At 42.5% G+C, this 18,875-nt stretch carries 22 protein-coding genes and 3 pseudogenes; 10 read left to right on the forward strand and 15 right to left on the reverse strand.

Annotated features, from left to right (window positions below; genetic code table 11):
- Positions 1–8 precede the first annotated feature (8 nt).
- Positions 9–773: a glycosyltransferase family 8 protein gene (locus BLV33_RS24100; protein ID WP_090797781.1), complete on the reverse strand. Its 765-nt coding sequence runs from the start codon at positions 771–773 to the stop codon at positions 9–11.
- A gap of 496 nt (positions 774–1,269) precedes the next feature.
- Here BLV33_RS24100 and BLV33_RS24105 point away from each other — a divergent pair, with 496 nt between their 5' ends.
- The 3 genes and pseudogenes from BLV33_RS24105 to BLV33_RS30895 all read left to right on the forward strand — a co-directional run bounded on the left by BLV33_RS24105 (position 1,270) and on the right by BLV33_RS30895 (position 2,094).
- Positions 1,270–1,641, forward strand: a complete 372-nt coding sequence (locus BLV33_RS24105; protein WP_090797782.1) for a hypothetical protein — start codon at positions 1,270–1,272, stop codon at positions 1,639–1,641.
- Between the two features lie 133 nt (positions 1,642–1,774).
- Positions 1,775–1,891 (forward strand): annotated as a pseudogene (locus BLV33_RS24110) (GMC oxidoreductase); the annotation flags it as partial.
- 5 nt (positions 1,892–1,896) lie between these two features.
- Positions 1,897–2,094: a Gfo/Idh/MocA family oxidoreductase gene (locus tag BLV33_RS30895; RefSeq protein WP_366414835.1), complete on the forward strand. Its 198-nt coding sequence runs from the start codon at positions 1,897–1,899 to the stop codon at positions 2,092–2,094.
- Here BLV33_RS30895 and BLV33_RS30900 read toward each other — a convergent pair.
- The 4 genes and pseudogenes from BLV33_RS30900 to BLV33_RS24125 all read right to left on the reverse strand — a co-directional run bounded on the left by BLV33_RS30900 (position 2,091) and on the right by BLV33_RS24125 (position 3,812).
- Positions 2,091–2,360 carry a glycosyltransferase gene (locus tag BLV33_RS30900; RefSeq protein ID WP_366414836.1) on the reverse strand — a complete coding sequence of 90 codons (270 nt, stop codon included), beginning with the start codon at positions 2,358–2,360 and terminating at the stop codon, positions 2,091–2,093. The genes BLV33_RS30895 and BLV33_RS30900 overlap by 4 nt on opposite strands.
- A gap of 245 nt (positions 2,361–2,605) precedes the next feature.
- Positions 2,606–3,484 (reverse strand): annotated as a pseudogene (locus BLV33_RS30255) (GDP-mannose 4,6-dehydratase).
- Positions 3,481–3,573, reverse strand: coding sequence for an NAD-dependent epimerase/dehydratase family protein (locus tag BLV33_RS29750; RefSeq protein ID WP_216234818.1), 93 nt, complete (start codon positions 3,571–3,573; stop codon positions 3,481–3,483). Before BLV33_RS29750 ends, BLV33_RS30255 begins: the two are co-directional and overlap by 4 nt.
- Entirely contained in the window at positions 3,570–3,812 is a 243-nt protein-coding gene (locus BLV33_RS24125; RefSeq protein WP_139305813.1) for a hypothetical protein, read from the reverse strand. The genes BLV33_RS29750 and BLV33_RS24125 overlap by 4 nt, the downstream gene beginning before the upstream one ends.
- A 17-nt stretch (positions 3,813–3,829) precedes the next feature.
- Here BLV33_RS24125 and BLV33_RS24130 point away from each other — a divergent pair, with 17 nt between their 5' ends.
- On the forward strand, positions 3,830–4,231 hold the full coding sequence (locus BLV33_RS24130; RefSeq protein WP_139305814.1) for a glycosyltransferase: 402 nt from the start codon (positions 3,830–3,832) through the stop codon (positions 4,229–4,231).
- A gap of 169 nt (positions 4,232–4,400) precedes the next feature.
- Here the strand turns inward: BLV33_RS24130 and BLV33_RS24135 are convergent, their stop codons facing one another.
- On the reverse strand, positions 4,401–5,183 hold the full coding sequence (locus BLV33_RS24135) for a glycosyltransferase family 8 protein (RefSeq protein ID WP_253187152.1): 783 nt from the start codon (positions 5,181–5,183) through the stop codon (positions 4,401–4,403).
- A 721-nt stretch (positions 5,184–5,904) separates the two neighbouring features.
- On the opposite strand from BLV33_RS24135, the pseudogene BLV33_RS30905 reads away from it, so the two are divergent.
- The 5 genes and pseudogenes from BLV33_RS30905 to BLV33_RS24160 all read left to right on the forward strand — a co-directional run.
- Positions 5,905–6,087 (forward strand): annotated as a pseudogene (locus BLV33_RS30905) (DUF1360 domain-containing protein); the annotation flags it as partial.
- Between the two features lie 223 nt (positions 6,088–6,310).
- On the forward strand, positions 6,311–7,684 hold the full coding sequence (locus BLV33_RS28990) for a transposase (RefSeq protein ID WP_139305815.1): 1,374 nt from the start codon (positions 6,311–6,313) through the stop codon (positions 7,682–7,684).
- Positions 7,685–7,771: 87 nt separating this feature from the next.
- Positions 7,772–8,041, forward strand: a complete 270-nt coding sequence (locus tag BLV33_RS24150) for a hypothetical protein (RefSeq protein ID WP_090797787.1) — start codon at positions 7,772–7,774, stop codon at positions 8,039–8,041.
- Positions 8,042–8,164: 123 nt separating this feature from the next.
- Positions 8,165–9,037 carry a transposase gene (locus tag BLV33_RS24155; protein WP_216234820.1) on the forward strand — a complete coding sequence of 291 codons (873 nt, stop codon included), beginning with the start codon at positions 8,165–8,167 and terminating at the stop codon, positions 9,035–9,037.
- Between the two features lie 19 nt (positions 9,038–9,056).
- On the forward strand, positions 9,057–9,599 hold the full coding sequence (locus tag BLV33_RS24160; protein ID WP_090797788.1) for a hypothetical protein: 543 nt from the start codon (positions 9,057–9,059) through the stop codon (positions 9,597–9,599).
- On the opposite strand, the gene BLV33_RS24165 is transcribed toward BLV33_RS24160, so the two are convergent.
- A complete protein-coding gene (locus BLV33_RS24165; protein WP_090797790.1) occupies positions 9,572–9,895 on the reverse strand; it encodes a transposase in 324 nt (107 codons plus the stop codon). The genes BLV33_RS24160 and BLV33_RS24165 overlap by 28 nt on opposite strands.
- 269 nt (positions 9,896–10,164) lie before the next feature.
- Here BLV33_RS24165 and BLV33_RS24170 point away from each other — a divergent pair, with 269 nt between their 5' ends.
- Complete coding sequence (locus tag BLV33_RS24170) at positions 10,165–11,307, forward strand: glycosyltransferase family 4 protein (RefSeq protein ID WP_090797791.1); 1,143 nt, start codon at positions 10,165–10,167, stop codon at positions 11,305–11,307.
- On the opposite strand, the gene BLV33_RS24175 is transcribed toward BLV33_RS24170, so the two are convergent.
- The 8 genes from BLV33_RS24175 to BLV33_RS24210 form a co-directional block, all read right to left on the reverse strand.
- On the reverse strand, positions 11,308–12,270 hold the full coding sequence (locus tag BLV33_RS24175) for an SDR family NAD(P)-dependent oxidoreductase (RefSeq protein WP_090797793.1): 963 nt from the start codon (positions 12,268–12,270) through the stop codon (positions 11,308–11,310). It abuts the gene before it with no gap.
- Positions 12,267–13,064: a hypothetical protein gene (locus tag BLV33_RS24180; RefSeq protein ID WP_090797795.1), complete on the reverse strand. Its 798-nt coding sequence runs from the start codon at positions 13,062–13,064 to the stop codon at positions 12,267–12,269. The genes BLV33_RS24175 and BLV33_RS24180 overlap by 4 nt, the downstream gene beginning before the upstream one ends.
- A 23-nt stretch (positions 13,065–13,087) precedes the next feature.
- A complete protein-coding gene (locus BLV33_RS24185; RefSeq protein WP_090797797.1) occupies positions 13,088–13,861 on the reverse strand; it encodes a hypothetical protein in 774 nt (257 codons plus the stop codon).
- A gap of 122 nt (positions 13,862–13,983) precedes the next feature.
- Positions 13,984–14,760, reverse strand: a complete 777-nt coding sequence (locus BLV33_RS24190) for a hypothetical protein (protein WP_090797799.1) — start codon at positions 14,758–14,760, stop codon at positions 13,984–13,986.
- A 213-nt stretch (positions 14,761–14,973) separates the two neighbouring features.
- Complete coding sequence (locus tag BLV33_RS24195; protein ID WP_090797801.1) at positions 14,974–15,558, reverse strand: hypothetical protein; 585 nt, start codon at positions 15,556–15,558, stop codon at positions 14,974–14,976.
- 13 nt (positions 15,559–15,571) lie between these two features.
- Entirely contained in the window at positions 15,572–16,735 is a 1,164-nt protein-coding gene (locus BLV33_RS24200; RefSeq protein ID WP_090797803.1) for an enolase C-terminal domain-like protein, read from the reverse strand.
- Positions 16,732–17,865, reverse strand: a complete 1,134-nt coding sequence (glf, locus tag BLV33_RS24205; protein WP_090797804.1) for a UDP-galactopyranose mutase — start codon at positions 17,863–17,865, stop codon at positions 16,732–16,734. The genes BLV33_RS24200 and glf overlap by 4 nt, the downstream gene beginning before the upstream one ends.
- A 173-nt stretch (positions 17,866–18,038) precedes the next feature.
- On the reverse strand, positions 18,039–18,797 hold the full coding sequence (locus tag BLV33_RS24210) for a glycosyltransferase family 8 protein (RefSeq protein WP_171909280.1): 759 nt from the start codon (positions 18,795–18,797) through the stop codon (positions 18,039–18,041).
- Positions 18,798–18,875 lie beyond the last annotated feature (78 nt).

An 18,875-nucleotide genomic window follows, 5' to 3' on the forward strand; every position in this document is an offset into this window, starting at 1 on the left:
CGTTAAACTCACTTCCAAATAACTTTCCGAGCAAACTTGTTGTACTCTTCCTTAAACGGAGGATTGTCGTTCCAAGGCTTTCTCCGCGTGGTGTAATGAATGATTGCCGGTTTGATCTCGAGGTGGCCGTAGCGGGATACTTGAAAATTCCACTTGGGATCGAGTTTAAGCCATTTGTCATGAAGAACCGCGTTAAGAGGGTCTTGTGATGGTAACTTGATAATCGCTTGGTTATCATTCGTAAATTGGAACACCTTTTTGGTGATATCTTGCTCCCTCCATTTCTTCAGATTGATGAACAGCATCCCGGCATTGAAATAGCTCGAGGTGAGGGGGATAGAGAGCTTATTGAAACGATGGGTCTGCCCAGGGTTCTCAACTGCCGCTAATACATGCTTCGATAGATCTAGTTCCCACATCCAGGTCACGTCATCTCTGACGATCATATCACAGTCCAGGTAGAGGACCTTATCGACGTTCTTGTCCAAAAGATCGGGAATCGAGAATCGATAGTACGTTTCGCTTGTCAGATACCTTCCCACCTTAAAACCTTTATAAAGTTCCGGGTTCACAGTGAGAAACTTGATCTTTACATTAAACCTCTTTAGCGCCTTGTTGAGCCGGCTCTTATTCTCGCTAGAGAGCTTGCCGTAGATGGTATAAATTTGGACAGGGTTTTGGGAAACCTTATTCTCCAAAAGAGAGTAGAGCATAACGGCTAAATGCTTAGCGAATTTATCGTTGGTTACGGTCACAATATGCAATTTTTCCATCAACATCACCTCCAGTATTTCTTAATCTAATATATGTGTATTGGTAGAAAAGGTTTGGACACATCCGATTTGAGTGGTTGTTCAAAACCCCAAAGGGGGGAAATCATGATCTCCGTAATTTGCTGCACGATTAGAGACGAAATGATGGAAAATGAAAGAGACAATTTCAATGCGTCACCATGTCAACTCTATTGAATTTCATCAATAGTGTTACATATGGTCAAGGTGGTGCTCTGAGTATCTACAGTTCATGAGCGGGGAAAAGTGGTTGGCGATGGAGATCCTGAAAGATAATAGTAGATTCTTGTCAAGCCGTGATTTAAACTATATTGAAATATGGATTTTGAAAATCCAAATATACGGAAATTTGGTCCGAAACATAACGCAAGAAAAGCAAAAGCCGCATTACATTTAAAATATAAAACTATTGGTCATGGCCGACACAGAATTGTTTATGATCTGAAGAACGGATTTATATTCAAGAGGTTGGATAATAATGGACAAAATCCAATCAAAGGTTCCTTCGGCAAAAAAATATAATCAACAGTTGTTGCAACTGAAAAACGAGTTGATAAAAGCAGGAATAAAACCAAAAGATATGAAGAGGAGAAATTTAGCTTTATCCAAGAACGGACAAATCGTAATCATTGATGATGGGCATTTCAAACAAATAGAACTACCAATGAATGAAAAGGGAAGGCTTAATCAGGGCTCGGAAGAGGGTGTGAGCAGCAAGCCGGCAAATACACCAGTAGAAACAGAGGTCGTTCTGTCCACGCAGATGGAGAGTAACCTAAGAAAGAGGAACCCGCAAAAAAAGAAGAACCGGTTGCATAATAGACACCAAAATGGTCGGAAGTTGATGTGACGGAAGAAACGGTGAAGGCTGTGCTTCTAGATGTCAAAAATTCTTCTAGGGTGGTAGTTGTACAAGATCAATTGCATAAGATTAAAGTCGATGAGCACGCGGGAACAGCTGCCGCTGATGATGAGAATCATGAAGCGGTACTTGCCGGATGGGTGACCATCCGTCTACTTCAGCAACTAACCAATATGGTCAGATCCATTTTCAATCTGGTCTCTACGTAGCTGATAGTAGTGTCCTTCCCTCCATTGGTGTTTAGTGGGCTTAGGTCAAGTAGCGCAACTTATTCATATTCCGATTCTGGATTCATTACCAAACCAGTATGAAATTGCTGCGTTATGCAGCAGTTCACCAAAGCTATTAAAGGTTTTGGGGAAGAAATATAGAGTGACCAATCTATATCAAAATTCAAATAAATTGGTTGCTCGACCTGATCTTGATGCGGTTATTTTTTAAACAAAAATCAGTGCCATTCTGATACGGCGATCGTTGCAGCTAACAATAAGAAACATGGTCAATTCTCGAAAAAGCCTTCTCGACCGCTGCCAAAAAATATTGATATTCCATAATTTACGGATATCTTCTTTAACGATAATGTCACAGTCCAGGTATAGTGCTTTTTTTATGCTTTTATCTAACAAATGAGGAATAACAATTCGGTAATAGGCCTGTCTGCTCATATGATTCCTTTCTTTGAAACCATGGAACAGAGAGTTGTCCACTGTTAAAATCTAATGTCCAGACTGAATTTTTGTACGACTCTTTTCAGATTTTTCTTGTTTTCATAGGATAGCCCCCCGTCTATGATGGAAATATATACATCGGATTTTTGAAATGGCTTATAGTTTTGATAGGGCACATTCATACTTGCAAATAAAAAAGAGGTCAGCCAGTTTGAATGACCTTTATTACAGATTGTACGATGGCCTCAGCCATGTTATTCCTTGCTGTAGACTCGATCTGAACCTCAAGGAGCGAGCAAATCTTCTTGCTGCAGCCAATAGACGAAATGCTTAATGCCTGTTTCCAGATCCGTTGAAGGTGAGTAACCTAACATGGAGTGGGCTTTCTTATAATTGGCCCACGTTCTGGGAACATCGCCGATTTGCAGCGGCTGCCAATCAATAATGGCTTTCGTGTTCATTTCGTTCTCGAGTAATTGCACTAATGCCAGCAAACTGGTCGGATTATCGTTACCTAGATTAAAAGCTTCATAGCCTTGGGCATGCAGTTCCATCGATTTGGGGATGTCTGAAACGATATCGGTGACATAGGTATAGTCCCGACTCGTCGTTCCGTCGCCAAATAAGGTGATGGGTTCGCTCTTGACAATTTTCTTGGTGAATTTATGAATAGCCAGATCGGGTCTCTGTCTAGGTCCATAAACGGTGAAGAACCGCAAAGCTGCTATCGGCAAACCGAAGCAATGGCTGTAGCTTTTGCATAACGCTTCTCCGGCTGCTTTAGTTGCCCCGTATGGTGAGGCGATTTTTAAGGTAGGATCCGTTTCAGAGAAAGGAACTTCTTCGTTTAATCCCTAAACCAAACTTGAAGAACCGAAGATAAACTTTGAAATTCCATTTTTTACGGAAGCATCCAATAGATTGACCGTGCCTGCAAGATTCACGTCAAAATAAGTGTGGGGGATTTCGAGAGAAGGGCGGACACCTGCTTTTGCAGCTAAATGGACGACAATCTCAGGTTTCCATTGCTGGAAGATATGTTCCATACTGCCCCTGTCCCGTATATCAACTTCCACTAATTCGTAGTTAGGTGAAATTATATGGCTGCTAATATTCTTCTCTTTCACTTTACGGTCGTAATAATCATCAAAGTTATCAATCACAAGAACTTGAAAACCGTCCCCAGGAGCGTGTCGACCAAATGACTGCCGATAAAACCGGCTCCGCCTGTAACCAGCACTTTTGTATTCATGAATGCCCCTCAGTATCCAATGTTTGAGAACTTATCCATGCACGAACGGAATTATCTTTGATGGGATGCACAAATATGACCTCCAGCAGTTGTTTCGCGTTCTTGACTTCATCTATTGAGATGAAAGGTCTATAACGGAAGTATTTTCTATAAAGGTTCGGTGAGATCGCCTGCCAAAGGCGGTCGGACTGAACCATTCCGAGCGAATAGCTGGCGCCGCACTGCATCGCTATGGTCAAATATAGCATTTCACCCATTGAAATTACGTTGGTCTTATCGAGTAATTCCTCTATTTGAGGCTCATGAATTCTGGCTAGCATACTATTATTCAATGAGTGATATTTTTGTCTGTCCATCCCAATGGCTAGAGCCGTTAGCCAGGGTTAATTATGAAGCAATGGCTGCGGGCATACCGATTGTGACTTCAAATCGGGGAGGAAATCCGGAGGTCATTATACATGGTAAGAACGGTTTGGTCGTTGATCAATATGACCAACCTAAAGCTTTTGCCAAAGCTATCAATAAGCTGTTAGAAGATAAAAAGCTGCGTGTAAAAATGGGGAACTTGAATAGAAAACTGATAAGGGAAAGATATAATTTTGAGAAATATGCACTTAACATATCAAATTTGTATATGAAAATATTAGCCTCAAAATGAAACTAAGCTGATGACCAACGGAATCTGCAGCTTCTCACGTTCTTTGAAGGTGGAATGATCACCGACAGTGACGTGAGATTTTTAATGTAAACAAGCTCCAAGCTCCTTGATAAAAAAAGTGAGGTCAACCAGATTCAACTGGATGACCTCAGATGCTTCGAAACTCATTTTATTTCCATGAAGTGGTGTGCAAATATTTATAATACTCATGTTGAAGCGGATGACCTTTGTTCCAAGGTTTGTCTTGACCGGTAAAATGAATAATGGCTGGCTTGATATTGGGCATAATTTTGAAATGGCGGGTTGTATAATTCCATTTAGGATCTAATTTGATCCATTTATTATGGAGAATGGCATTTAATGGATCCTGACTGCAATATTTAATCTTCTTAGAATTATCGTTAATATATTGGAGTACTTTACTAGAAATTTTTTGATCTCTCCATTTCTCTAAATTCATTAATAAAACCCCGGCATTAAAGTAACTGGAGCCTTTTGGAATTTCGAGAGCCTTTCTTTCAGAATCTTTTAACGTCGCTTTTTCCACTGCAGCTAGATGGTAATGATCTATTTTCGTGTTCCATAATTTAGAAATGTCTTCTTTGACAATAAGATCGCAGTCTAGATAGAGTACTTTCTTAATCGATTTATCCATTAAATCAGGAATAACAATTCGATAATAAGTTTCCTTGCTGAGATGGTTCTTCTTTACCTTAAAACCATTGAATAAAGAATAGTCAACTGTAAGAAAATTGACTTTCAATTTGAATTTGTTTACAACTCTTCTTAGATTCGACTTGTTGCTGCTAGAGATTTTCCCATCAATGATATGAATTTGTATATCAGCTTTTTCAGCTTTATTTTCCAACAAGGAATTCAACATGACGCCTAAATGCTTAGCATACTTATCATTGGTTGCCGTTACAATATGGATAGAGTTCAAATTTGTCACCTTCACCTTCTAGTCCCATATAGTGGTGCGTAAAATATTCACTTTGAAGCGGATGGCCATGGTTCCAGGGCTTACTTTTACGGGTAAAACGAATAATGGCAGGTTTAATGTGTGGTTGATGCCTCACATGGTCTGTTGTGTAATTTCTTTTAGGATCTAATTCGAGCCATTTGTCATGAAGAATAGCATTTAATCCGAAAACATTTACTGCAAGATCTTCGGTTTTAGATACAGTTACGCGGATTTCATTCTGAGTAACAGTATCTGCGATTGGCGTATTGAAAACAAACGATGTTCCCGACGGGAGCGTTTGTACAATTGTAGCACCGATCTGTACTGGTGCGTTTGTAGTCCAGTCAAAAGCCTGGTAGGTGACTGTTCTAGTTTCATCTGTGTCGAGGTTGAATACTATGGTGCGAGAATTTGTAGTAGTTTCGGTGCGGGTGTGGTGACGTCAACGTATTGTTCAATACTCCAGTAGATAAAATTGTTGCCATATGGATCCCTCCTTTCCTCTATTATTAAATGCAAGTCTAAGTTGTTTTGATTGGACAAATGATATATATAGCTCAGGATAGGTAATCGTCGTAGACGAATAATATAAACTAGAATGTTAGATAGAATTGGTGATCATAGAGTTGTTTATTCAGAATGAAGTCTTTGAAAGAGAGGGAAGATCATATGAAGATCGCATTGATTAACTCAGGTCGTTTGCCTTAAAGGGAAAGGTGTACGCTATTGGATCGGATCGCTTCTGGTTTGTCATTGGTGTGTAGGAATCTGGTCTTCCTTTTTCATCGTAGTGTTGTATAATTTCCTCCCCCCTGTCACTTTCTTCTTGATTCTGAGTCTGGCTGTAGCCGGAATAGCTTCGATTATTGAAATCCAGTTGACCAAAAAATAGTGGTTCCTGTTTAACATGACTTAAGCAGTTGATGGTAATTCACTGTAAACTGCATAATTATCATAAAATATTTAGTGAGACCCCATAAAAACACTTGACTTTTCTGGAATGCCCCAATAATTGCAAAGGATACCTTTTCCCAAGGGTATAACTTGTAGATTATAGGTGATTTTCCAATGTCAGCGTTACAAAAACCGAGATTTAAAGATTTGAATCATGGAGAATGCGCCGGAGACCCATCTTAAAGTCATTATGGGATCAATTTGATTTCTCTTTGCTTCTCGCTCAATCCGGCATCATGAAACGTAGCGGTGCTCCCTCATGGTTGCTCTGTTTTCTCTATGTGATTGGGCTGGCCGCTGGCTGTCCTTCAGTAGTTCAAATGGCTGACATGGCGGATAAAGATGCGTTATTGAAGGCCATGTTCAAGCCATGGAAGCTCGCGCAGTATACGCTTAGTCGTTTCTTCACCACGTCTTTCACTTGGCGGACGTTCGGTAAGAAGCGAGTAGCGCGCCTTCAAGAAGACCCGGATACTTGCTTGCGTGAGGGGGATGCGATTAATCTGGATGATTCCCTTGTTGCTCATCCTTATGCCAAGATGCTTCCGTTTCTTTGCTGGCTCTACGACCATGCCAAAAAAATAAACGTGTGGGGCATGAACCTGGTTGTGCTACAGGCCGTGCTCCGCAATGGATTAGAGTATCCTTTATTTTACTCCATCTGGCGCAAGGATGAAGTAGAGAGCGAAGAATTGACTAAATACGACCTCGCTCGCCAGATGCTGCTGATGCTCCGTGAATCGGTGACATGCCGCCTATGGATCGCGATGGATCGAGGTTACATTTGCAAAGATTTTTTTGTATTTCTGATGACCCATCATTTCGATTGGGTGACGAAGGCGAAGCGAAACACGGCGCTGTTTCAGCGTGTCATCGAACCCGGAACACGCAGAGAGCGGTTTGTTCCCGTTACGCCCATCATGCTCATTAAAGTGGTCTTCAAGGACTTGTTGAAGTTGGGCTCCACGGGTCTTGTCTGCATAGCCATACCCGACATTTACATGAAATTACCTCATACGACGTTGAACCGTAAGGGGAAGCAAGTGGTTAAGCAAAAATATGTTCCTGTTGCTGCCGTTGTTGCCACGCGTCTAAAAGAAGATGAAGAATCCACTGCTGCCAGCAAGAATGATAATGAAAATGAGACGCCGGCCACTTACAAAGGGGCTTATCTTCTCATTAGCAACCGTCACGATATCCCTTTGAAAGCAGTGGGAACGTATGTGAAACGCTGGCGCATCGAGGTCTTCTTTCGAACGGCCAAACAAGAACTTGCCTTGGAACAGTGCCATTCCACAACCGAAGCGCATCAACATGGACATCTGGAATTATTGTTTGCTACAGAAACACTGCTCTCGTACGCACTCTGGCAGTTAAACAAAGAAAAAACGAGTGATGATGAAGGCTACACCCACGGCGAAATGGTTCGTGCCTCTTCCACACTCGTTGTCAGGTCCGCACAAAAAACCACAAAGGCATTCAGCGAATCTATGTTGATTTTGACCACAAGCGCAGCAATTTGCAAGACTTTTTGATTTATTTTGGCCAGAGCATTATTTCTGCTTCTTTGGGTTACCCCAAAACCAGAGATTTACCAAGCATTACCACGAAGTGCATAGGTCATGTATATAAAAAAAGTGTTACAGCATTTGGAAAATGAATTCTTCGACCTCATTCAGGTTTATAACACCCCACTCTGGATGATCCCAATAAAAAAAGCATCCCCCAAGTCCCGGTTGACGTTATCACTTCATAACTTAAAGTTAGGGCATCAGGTTGGCGATATCGAATCACGACAATTTATTGAAATTGTCGACCATATAGTAACTGTCAGCAAATTCGTTGCAGAGGATATTATCAGCCCTGATCTACATGAGAGAAATGGGCATTAAGGCCAAAAGATTTCCATGCTAACCGGCGTCATTCACGCATGGAGCATGGCTTACGCTTGCTCCAACGAAAGCTGTTCGCACGCTGGCGTTGCTTATAAATCTGCAGAAGAGGAAGCGCTCAGCATGAAGCATTCTTCATATGGCTACGATGTTCTCTGCCTCGTTGGCGAACTGCGCTTCAAGCAGCATCGTACCTGCAAAGAAATTGCAGATGCGCTGAATGAACGCGGTGTTGTGACCAGCGAACGATACGCGCAAACGCTATATGAGCGGTATCAAACCCTACTGGCCGCAAGCCTCGACGATCACGTCAGACAAAGCTTGGCGGAGACTACGGCTCAGAACGGCGGCATTATCCTTTCCATGGACGGCGTCCAACCCGAAAAGGGAAACGAGATGCTATATGTCATTCGCGAAGTTTTCAGCGGGACGATTCTCGCGGCTCAGAACATGAAGAGCGGAGCCGCTGCCGAACTGCGCACGCTGATCGATCCCATTATCGAGATGGGGTATCCCATCGTAGGCATTGTCAGCGACGGACAGGTTTCTATCAGGCAAGCATTCGAATCACTCTTGCCTGATGTGCCGTATCAATACTGCCAGTACCATTATCTGAAAGACATTGCCAAGCCCGTCGTAGATGCGGATCGAAAGCTCAAAATGGAACTGAAAAAGAGCATGCGCGGCTTGCGGGATGTAGAACGCAAAATCGAGCAAGCCGAGAAAATGACAACCAATGCTGTAAAAGCAAACGCTGCAGCGAAACGCCATTCTTCGAGCGATACGCCGGAAGCAGCTGCATCCACGGAAGCTCAGGTAGCGAAAGGTTATGTCGCCGCTATCCGTGCTCTGCTTCTTGAAGACGGAGAGCCTCCGCTCGAACTGCCCGGCATGTTGATCTATGAACGAGCCCAAGCTATACAGGCGTCGCTTGCGCGATGCTTAACTAAAAAAAGAGCCTCATCTTCTCCAGGGTTTGGTCAGAATTTTCAGTAAACTTGAGGATCTTCAGAGCATGTATGAAACCGTATGCCGTTGGGCCAAGCCGATTTCCCATATCGCAGAGGCATTAGAGCCGGAAGCAGATAAGACCAGCCAAACGGCTGAATGGGAGATGGCTCAAGTGCTGGAATGGCTCAAACAGACGTATACCGAAGAGAACGATGCTACTATGGTCGAAAACGTGATCCGGTACTCTCGCGGATTTTGGAAAGGGCTGTTTACCTGCTACGACCATTATTACATCCCGCGTACGAACAACGATCTGGAGCAGTTTTTCCGACAGACAAAAGCTTGTCACCGCCGGATTACGGGTCTTCGGAATTGGAACAGCTACATCATTCGAAATGGAGAAATGATCGTGCTTGTAAACGATTCATTTCGTCAAAAGCACGTCATTGCCCTCCTGCAAAAAGTAAGCTATAAAGCTTACGCTGAGCGCAAACTGCAATGGAATAATCGCTTATCCGAAGGTGTTCAACGCAGGCGATTTAATCGTGATCCCCAAGCCTTTCTGCAACATTTGGAGAATCAGTGGGATCGAGTAGTTGTTCGTTGATTGTGCCGTAGTAGTTTTTTTTTGATCCACGACAATTGAGTTGTTAGCTTTCCAACTTCGGCGTAGAGTTCATCGATCTTCTGTTCGTAGTCATTTTTCATTTTCGTGATGCCTTTGCGATCATCTACAAACAATTGCGAAAGGTTCTGGACAGCCTCCGCTTTCCACTGGTTGAGGACATTTGTATGAATGCCGTGCTCGGTTGCAAGCTGTGAAGCCGACTTTTCCTCCTTCAGAATTTCCAGTACGATTCGTGCTTTTTCTTCAGGGGTGAACTTTCTTCTAGGACCCGTCATACAACTAAGAAACTCCTTTTTTTGCTGTCTAGTTTATATGTAGCATTATAGTTACATACATACATACATACATATTACATATATACATATTACATACATACATACATACATATTTATATGTATGTAACTATAGTTTTGCTAGGGCTAGTACTTATTATCAATAAACAATTTTCATTGGTTACGAACACTTATTACTGACTTTGAATAGACTAAACAAAACTAAGAGTTTCATAGATTGAAGATGACATTGGATTGTGGGGTGTGATCAAATGAGGATAGGTTTGATATGTCTAGATTCACTGCCTTGCCCGCCTATTAAGAGTGGTGCGATCGAGTTATTGATTGATCGAGTCGCTCCTTATTTAGTTTCCACTTATGATCATGTTACCGTTTTTTCTATTCAAGACCCTTCTTTGTCCAATCGAGAAACAATTAACCATGTTGAATTTATTCGTTTTCAACGCTCAAAGTATTTAAAAGAAGTGCTTCGGTATTTGGAAAATAATTTTTTTGACCTTATCCAGGTATATAACAAACCTGATTGGATCTTTCCTATTAAAAAGGCATCTCCCGGATCCCGTCTCGTACTATCTCTCCATAACTTAATACTAGGGAATAGAGTAGACGATCAGGTATCACAACAAGCAGTTGATGTTGTCGATCATATCGTGACAGTTAGTCAATTCGTTGCGCGGGATGTCGTCCATCGTTATCCCGCCGCTCCAGGAAAAATTACTACAATATATACAGGTGATGATCATTCCCTCTACACCCCTCACTACAGTAGTCTGGGATCGCAAATCGAACTCCGGATGAAGCGGGCAATGGGAATTCCTGATGATTATCTTGTTATTCTTTTTGTCGGTCGGCTTATACCAAAAAAAGGGTGTCATATCCTTATTGAAGCCATGAAAAAAGTGGGAGAGCAGCACCCAAAAACAGCTTTGGTTATTATAGGAAGTAAATGGTATGGGGAATTTTCGGATAACGAATATGTGAAAAAGATAAAGAAAAAATCCCAAAAAATATCGGAACATATTTACTTCAACAATTTTATATCTGTCAATGAAATAACTGACTATTATACAATGAGCGATATTTTAGTTTGCCCCTCACAATGGAAAGAGCCATTAGCCAGGGTACATTACGAAGCAATGGCTGCGGGCATCCCGATTGTGACTACAAATCGAGGAGGGAATTCTGAGGTTATCGTAAACGGTAAGAATGGTTATGTGATTGATCAGTATGACCAAGCGCAAGCGTTTGTCGCAGCTATCAATAAGCTGTTAGATAGTAAAAGACTGCGAGAAAAGATGGGGTATCGTAATAGAAAACTCATCAAAAATCGATATAACTTTAAGCGATACGCATTGCATTTATCGAAACTGTATAAGGAATTAAAAGTTTTATAATCAAGGGATCATGTTTTCGCGCAGCCATTTGACAAAATGCTGAATACCTATTTCCAAATTTGTGGAGGGTGAATAACCTAACATGGTATGGGCTTTCTGATAATTGGCCCACGTTCTGGGAACATCGCCGATTTGCAGCGGCTGCCAATCAATAATGGCTTTCGTGTTCATTTCGTTCTCGAGTAATTGCACTAATGCCAGCAAACTGGTCGGATTATCGTTACCTAGATTAAAAGCTTCATAGCCTTGGGCATGCAGTTCCATCGATTTGCGGATGCCTGAAACGATATCGGTGACATAGGTATAGTCCCGACTCGTCGTTCCGTCGCCAAATAAGGTGATGGGTTCGCTCTTGGCAATTTTCTTGGCGAATTTATGAATAGCAAGATCGGGTCTCTGTCTAGGTCCATAAACGGTGAAGAACCGCAAAGCTGCTATCGGCAAACCGAAGCAATGGCTGTAGCTTTTGCATAACGCTTCTCCGGCTGCTTTAGTTGCCCCGTATGGTGAGGCGATTTTTAAGGTAGGATCCGTTTCAGAGAAAGGAACTTCTTCGTTTAATCCGTAAACCGAACTTGAAGAACCGAAAATAAACTTTGAAATTCCATTTTTTACGGAAGCATCCAATAGATTGACCGTGCCTGCAAGATTCACGTCAACATAAGTGTGGGGGATTTCGAGAGAAGGGCGGACACCTGCTTTTGCAGCTAAATGGACGACAATCTCAGGTTTCCATTGCTGGAAGATATGTTCCATACTGCCCCTGTCCCGTATATCAGCTTCCACTAATTCGTAGTTAGGTGAACTTATATGGCTGCTAATATTCTTCTCTTTCACTTTACGGTCGTAATAATCATCAAAGTTATCAATCACAAGAACTTGAAAACCGTCCGCCAGGAGCGTGTCGACCAAATGACTGCCGATAAAACCGGCTCCGCCTGTAACCAGCACTTTTGTATTCATGAATGCCCCTCCGTATCCAATATTTGAGAATTTATCCATGCACGAACGGAATTATCTTTGATGGGATGCGCAAATATGGCCTCCGGCAGTTGTTTCGCGTCCTTGACTTCATCTATTGAGATGAAAGGTCTATAACGGAAGTATTTTCTGTACAAGCGGGGGTATTCCTGACATCTGGCGCCGCACTGCATCGATATGGTCAAATATAGCATTTCACCCATTGAAATTACGTTGGTCTTATCGAGTAATTCCTCTAATTGAGGCTTATGAATTCTGGCTAGCATACGCTTAATAATACTATGGCGATATACTTGCATCGGATTAAACGTACCGTAGAAAAATTCGCTGCGGAAAAATGGTTTCCAAAGGTACCATTCTTTCCACATTCTCATGGCAGTAGTCCATTTGCTTTTTTGGGGGTTCATCTCGACCTTGATCGCTTCTACCAGACAGTCGTAGCCTTTCATCAATTGCTCCAGCAAGTCTTTAAAACCGTGATTGATAAACATCACATCGGATTCTGTGTAAACTAGATATTCATAGGATATATGCGCTTCCTCAAGCCAGGCCATAACGTCATAGAAAAACCGGCCAGTTTTCCCGGATTGTAACGGTCTGCTGGAAGGGCAGTACAACATATTCTCGCTCTTGCAGACGGCCTTCCCAAAGTTAGGATCATTCCCTCCGTTATATAGAACGATAAGGGTATCCTTAGGGTTGAATTGACGAATATTTCTTATCTGTTGCAGCAGAGCTTCCTCATCCTTGTGCGCCAATAAGGCAAAACAAATCATGGTCGGTACCTCCCGATTTATGGCTATTGATCGCAAATCCAATTCCGAACGGGAGCATCCTTGACGGGATGTACGAACATAACATCGGATTTGCGCTTCGCGACTTTAGCATCATCCAGTTGAATCCGATTATAGACTCGCAAATATTCAATACTCGGTTTGGGATAGGGGCAAAGTTTCCCGCCGACTTTTGCGGCTAAAGTCATATATAGCATTTCACCCAGAGCGTAAACATTGGTCTTCGCAAGCAGTCTCTCTAAGCGGTCTTTATTGATCACGTTAAGCATACGTTTAATAATTCCATGGCGATATACCTGCATCGGATTGAAGGTTCCGTAGAAATCGTTCCGCTGGAAGAAAGGCTTCCACTCTTCCCATTCCCTCCACATGGTCTTGCCGGGTATCCAGGTCGTAATTCGGGGGCTAGTTTCATGTCGTATCAATTTGCCCATACAATCGTAGCCTTCCATATGTCTTTGGATAAATCTTTCAAAGCCATGCCCGACAAACAGAACATCGAATTCCGTGTAAACCAAATAATCATATCGGATCTTTGCATCTTCAAGCCATCTCATGACATCATAGAAAAAACGGCCCGTTTTCCCACTCTGCAAGGGTCTGCTGTAAGGGCAATACATGACATTCTCTTTTTTACAAACCTCTTTGCCGAAATTTCTATCCTCCCCGCCGTTATATAAAACAATTTTGACGTCTCTACTGGTATATTTGCGAATATTTCTTATTTGCTGCTGAAGAGCCTGTTCATCCTTGTGAGCCAATATGGCAAAGCAAATCATGATGTTGACCTCCTAAGAGTTTTGAGTAGCAAAACTTTCTTCGTAAGCATGGGCAGAGCTTTCCGCAGGGAAGCTTGCATAGTAAGCATAGGCTAAGTTTGGGATCGTCCTTTCCGAATCCGTTATTGCTCGCAAATCCAATCGCGGACTGGAGCATCTTTAACTGGATGGAGGAACATGACTTCGGGACTACTTTTAGCCGCTTTCGCCTCTTCCAGGGTGAATGCGGGTCTATACCGTAAATGTTCTTTGATCATTTCCGGATAAGTCTGGCATTTGGCTCCGCTTCTCATGGCTAATGTGATATAAAGCATTTCACCTAAATGTCCAATGCTAGCGTTGCTGCGGAACAGTTTCTCTAAGTGTTCTTTATCGATCCCGGCAATCATATTCTTAATAATTTCATGACGGTATACTTGCATCGGATTGGAAGTTCCATAGAAACTATCTTGTTTGAAGAAAGGTTTCCAGTGTTCCCACTTTTCCCACATTCTCTTGGCTGGTATCCATACTGCTTGGTCGGGGTTCGTCTCATGTCTTAATAATTTAACCAAGCAATCGTAGTCTTTCATTTTTTTTTGAATAAACGGTACGAAGCCCTGGTTGATGAACATGACGTCGTATTCGGTGTAAACCAAATATTCATATGAAATTGTGGCTTCTTCGAGCCACTGCATAATATCGTAGAAGCAACGACCGGTTTTCCTCGGCTCAAGAGGTCTGCTATAAGGGCAATACAAGACGTCCTCTTGTTTGCAAATGCTTTTGCCAAAATTCTTATTCGTTCCGCCATTATATAAAACAATTTTGGCATCCTTTCGGGTATACTTGCGAATATTTTTGATTTGCTTGAGAAGTGCTTGTTCATCTTTGTGCGCTAATAACGAAAAACAAATCATGATACCGGACCTCCTGCATCAAGCTTTAATGCTCCCAAATCCATTTTCTTACATCATGATTTTTTACGGGGTGAACGAACATGACCCCGGGTCTGCGTTTCGCATCTTGGATTTCCCTTAGCGTGATTTGCGGTCTGAAACGCAAGTATCGTATATCGGAATCGCGGTAATCCAGACATTTGGCGCCATATTTCTTGGCTAAGGTTACGTAGATCATTTCACCCAAACAGAGAATGTTGGTAGACCTGAATAACCGTTCGATTTGGTCTCTATGAATACCCGCCAGCATACGTCTGACAATGCCGTGGCGATAAACAGACATTGGGCTGGACGTTCTAAGAAATGATCCAATTGGAAGAAAGGTCTCCAATCATTCCATTCGTCCCACATTAATTTGGCCGGTTCCCACGTCGCCTTCTTGGGATCGGTTTCCTTTTTGACCCATTTCAACAAGCAATCATAGCCTGTCATCCGTGTCTGTAACATTTCGCGGAAGCCCTCATTGACGAACATAATATCGTATTCCAGATAAACCAAATACTCGTAGTTGATTTTTCTTTCTTCCAGCCATCGCATGATGTCATAGAAAAAACGGCCGCTTGTTCTCTGCGTTAACGGTTTACTAAACGGACAATACAGGACATTCTCCTCCTGGCAAACCTTCTTGCCGAAGTCTGAATCCTGTCCGCCATTGTAAAAAACGATAAAAGCGTCTTTGGGATTGTATTTACGGATGTTTTTTATTTGCTGGCGAATTGCTCCTTCGTCTTCATGCGCCAATAAAGCAAAGCAAATCATAATGGGACCTCCATTATTTTAGGCTTTGTATTGACCAACCTTGTTCTTGCATTGATTTCATAAAATGGCTACGATCCAAATGCATGCCGAATCCGGGAGATGCAGGAACGTGAACCATGCCTTCTACGATAGAGTAACCGGGTGCCTCCAATCCAGGGACTCGCACTTCGTCCCACTCAATGGTCAGAAATCGCTCTAATGCGGTTGCGACATGACACGAAGCATAATTACCGTAAGGGCCGCCGTAATTATGAGGTGCCTGCTTGACACCCGAACCTCGCAGTTCGTCTCCCAATACAAGCAATTTGTTAAATCCATGGAAACGAATGTCGAATTGGAGAACGTCAATCAACCCACTCTTAGCCCAATTGACGATAGAAGGGGCAACGGTAATTCCTTCTCCATCGGCGATCATTACATGAAGGTTTTGTTTATCCATCCACATTTTTAAGTCTTCATAAAGAATCGGATCCTCATAGAACGGTTCTTCAATAAAGGTGATGTTCACTTCGGCAGTGGCATCCAGTACCTCTTTGGTCAGATTAAGATTGTAGCTATTGTTTGCATCGATCATAATTTGCGCCTCAGGTCCGATAGCATCGCGAATCCCCTTAATAATCTCAATATCCCGTTTCATCCCTCTATGCATGGGCATGTGTTTTGCTCCGCGTCCCACTTTGATTTTGAAAGCACGATGACCGGCATGATATCCTTCCAAAGCTTTAAATTGCATCAAATGAACGGCTGCAGCATCGTCGTCCAGATGCAGATCGTCAAAATAAATGGTGGCGTCGTAGCATGGCACGATGGGGGGATTTCCTACATTGTTGGCTTCGCCAATATCAAACAAAGCGTAGACAGGTTTGTTCAAGATATGTCCCAACCAGTCTAACAACGGGTATTCGATCCCGTGATAAGCTGGCTTTACTCTACCTTCCGGCGTAAACAAGTCCTTAATCTCGGTACCGATCCATGCTTCGGCTTGTGCTCTTGAGGCCATGGACCATCCGAATCCCGTTTCGCCCGCTATAGTAATTCGTATGAGTTCAAGGGGCATGGATTTCCCATGCCAGCCTTTTCTTGCATTACAACCAATATCCCGCCATCTTTCGCCCATCAAACGACAGCCTTCCATCCGTTCTATGCGCCATCCAGACTCTAGAATCGAAGGAATCAATTGCTCTCCTCCTCTATAATCGTGTCCTTGAACAACGTTAATGCGCGTGCTACCGCTTGGTCCATGTTGTAATATTTGTAGTCGGCAAGCCTTCCGGCGAACAGCACCCTGTCTTTAATTTTTTCAGCTTCCGCCTGATAAAGCTTGTAACGTTCCTTGTTTTCATCCCTTGGAATCGGATAGTAAGGATCGGTCTTACCTGCGATATATTCTTCCGGGTATACATACGAGATAGTCGTTTTTGGCGATTTTTGGCCGGTAAGGTACTTCTGTTCCAGGACACGCGTATAGTCGTACTCGAATCCGTAGTTGACGGTCCCTACTTCCTGGTAATATTCCTGATCCAAATTCTCGAATTCAAAGCGCAAAGTCCGATAGGGAAGCGTGCCATGCATATAGTCGAAGTAAGCGTCAATCGGTCCTGTATAAATCATTCGTTTAAATTCGATTTGATCCATGATTTCGCGATAATCGGTGTTCAAGAGCAGTTTGATGTTTGGATGCTTCAGCATGCGTTGAAAGAGCGGAGCGTAACCATGTTTGGGTAATCCCTGATACTTATCCTGAAAGTATCGATTGTCCCGGCTAATATATACCGGAACCCGTGCTGTAACAGATTTGTCTAGCTGCTCCGGATCGAGCTGCCAATGCTTGACCGTATACTTGTAGAAAACATTTTGATAAATGTAGTCAGCTAGAAAGCTGAGTTCTCCGCTTGCGCTCTCACGGAGCTTTAAGATGGGGACTTTGACGTTAAAACCAAAATGCTGAATAAGCAGCTCTTCAAGCTTTTCGGCATATTTTTGAGGGAAGAGGGTGTATAAGGAGTTCAAGTTGAAGGGGACTGGAACTTTTTTACCGTCTACAACGACGCGGACTTCGTGGAAGTAAGGACGCCACTCTGTAAACTGGGAAAGGTAATTCCAAACCATGCTGGAGTTCGTATGAAAGGTATGAGATCCGTATTTATGAACTAAAATGCCATGTTCGTCGTAGCAATCGAAGGAATTTCCGCCAATGTGATCTCTTTTTTCTACGACTAATACCTTTTGATCCAGCTGTGAGGCAATTTGTTCTGCTAATGTTGCACCCGTAAAGCCGGAGCCAACAATTAACCAATCTACTTTCATCGAGTAAACCTCCTTAAAGTTTTCGGTAGAAAACTTACTTCGTAAGCATTTGCTTAGGGTTTTTCAAAGAATAAAGTTTCTTCGCAAACAAGATACAATACATATATGAACAAGCAGGAGATCTTGTATGGGTAGCTGCCAAAAGCTTATGAACAATAGAGAAATAAGCCTCGCTAGTCCCAGGAAGTTCTACGAAGGTATTTCATATAATCATCTTTAAAAGGAGGATTGCTGTTCCATGGCTTCTGATTTGTCGTATAGTGAATAATCGCCGGATTTCTCAAACCGCGATAACGATGAACCTGATAGTTCCAGGTTGGTTCCAATTTTATCCATTTATCGTGAAGAATCGCATTTAATGCGTCCTGATCCATGAATTTAAGCTTAGAGGGGTTATTTCTGGCAAAGCGTAGAACCCTGTGTACAATGCGATGTTCTCTCCACTTTTTCATGTTGATCAGAAGAACTCCTGCGTTGAAATATTCGGAATTTTCGGGGAGCCCAAGCTCACGGGGTCTGGAGCTGCCAGGGATTTTTACTGCAGCAAGGAAATTGTTTTCGATCGCTGTATTCCATAGCTTGGTGATATCGTCTTTGATGATCATATCGCAGTCCAAATAGAGAGCCTTTTGAATGTCCCTACTCAGGAGATTTGGAATCAGGATGCGGTAATAGGTTTCCTTACTGATGTGATAGCTAAGCTTAAATTCATTGAACATGGATTCATTAATCGATAAATATTTGAGCTGTACGTCGAATTTTTTCACGGAATTTCTTAGATTCGCTTTATTCTGATCCGATATATTGCCATCAATGACATAAATGTCAATAGGGTTCTTCGAAGTCTTATTTTCCAATAAAGAATTTAACATGACGGCCAAGTGCTTCGCATAGCGGTCATTTGTCACGGTCACTATATGAAGTCGTTCCAAGCATATTCCACCTTTCTTTTTTTTTGCTAAGGCTGTTGTTTGCCAAAAATCCTAACTAGTATAAGGATATGAAAAAAA

It is taken from the genome of Paenibacillus sp. GP183 (genome assembly GCF_900104695.1).
Classification (GTDB): domain Bacteria; phylum Bacillota; class Bacilli; order Paenibacillales; family NBRC-103111; genus Paenibacillus_AI.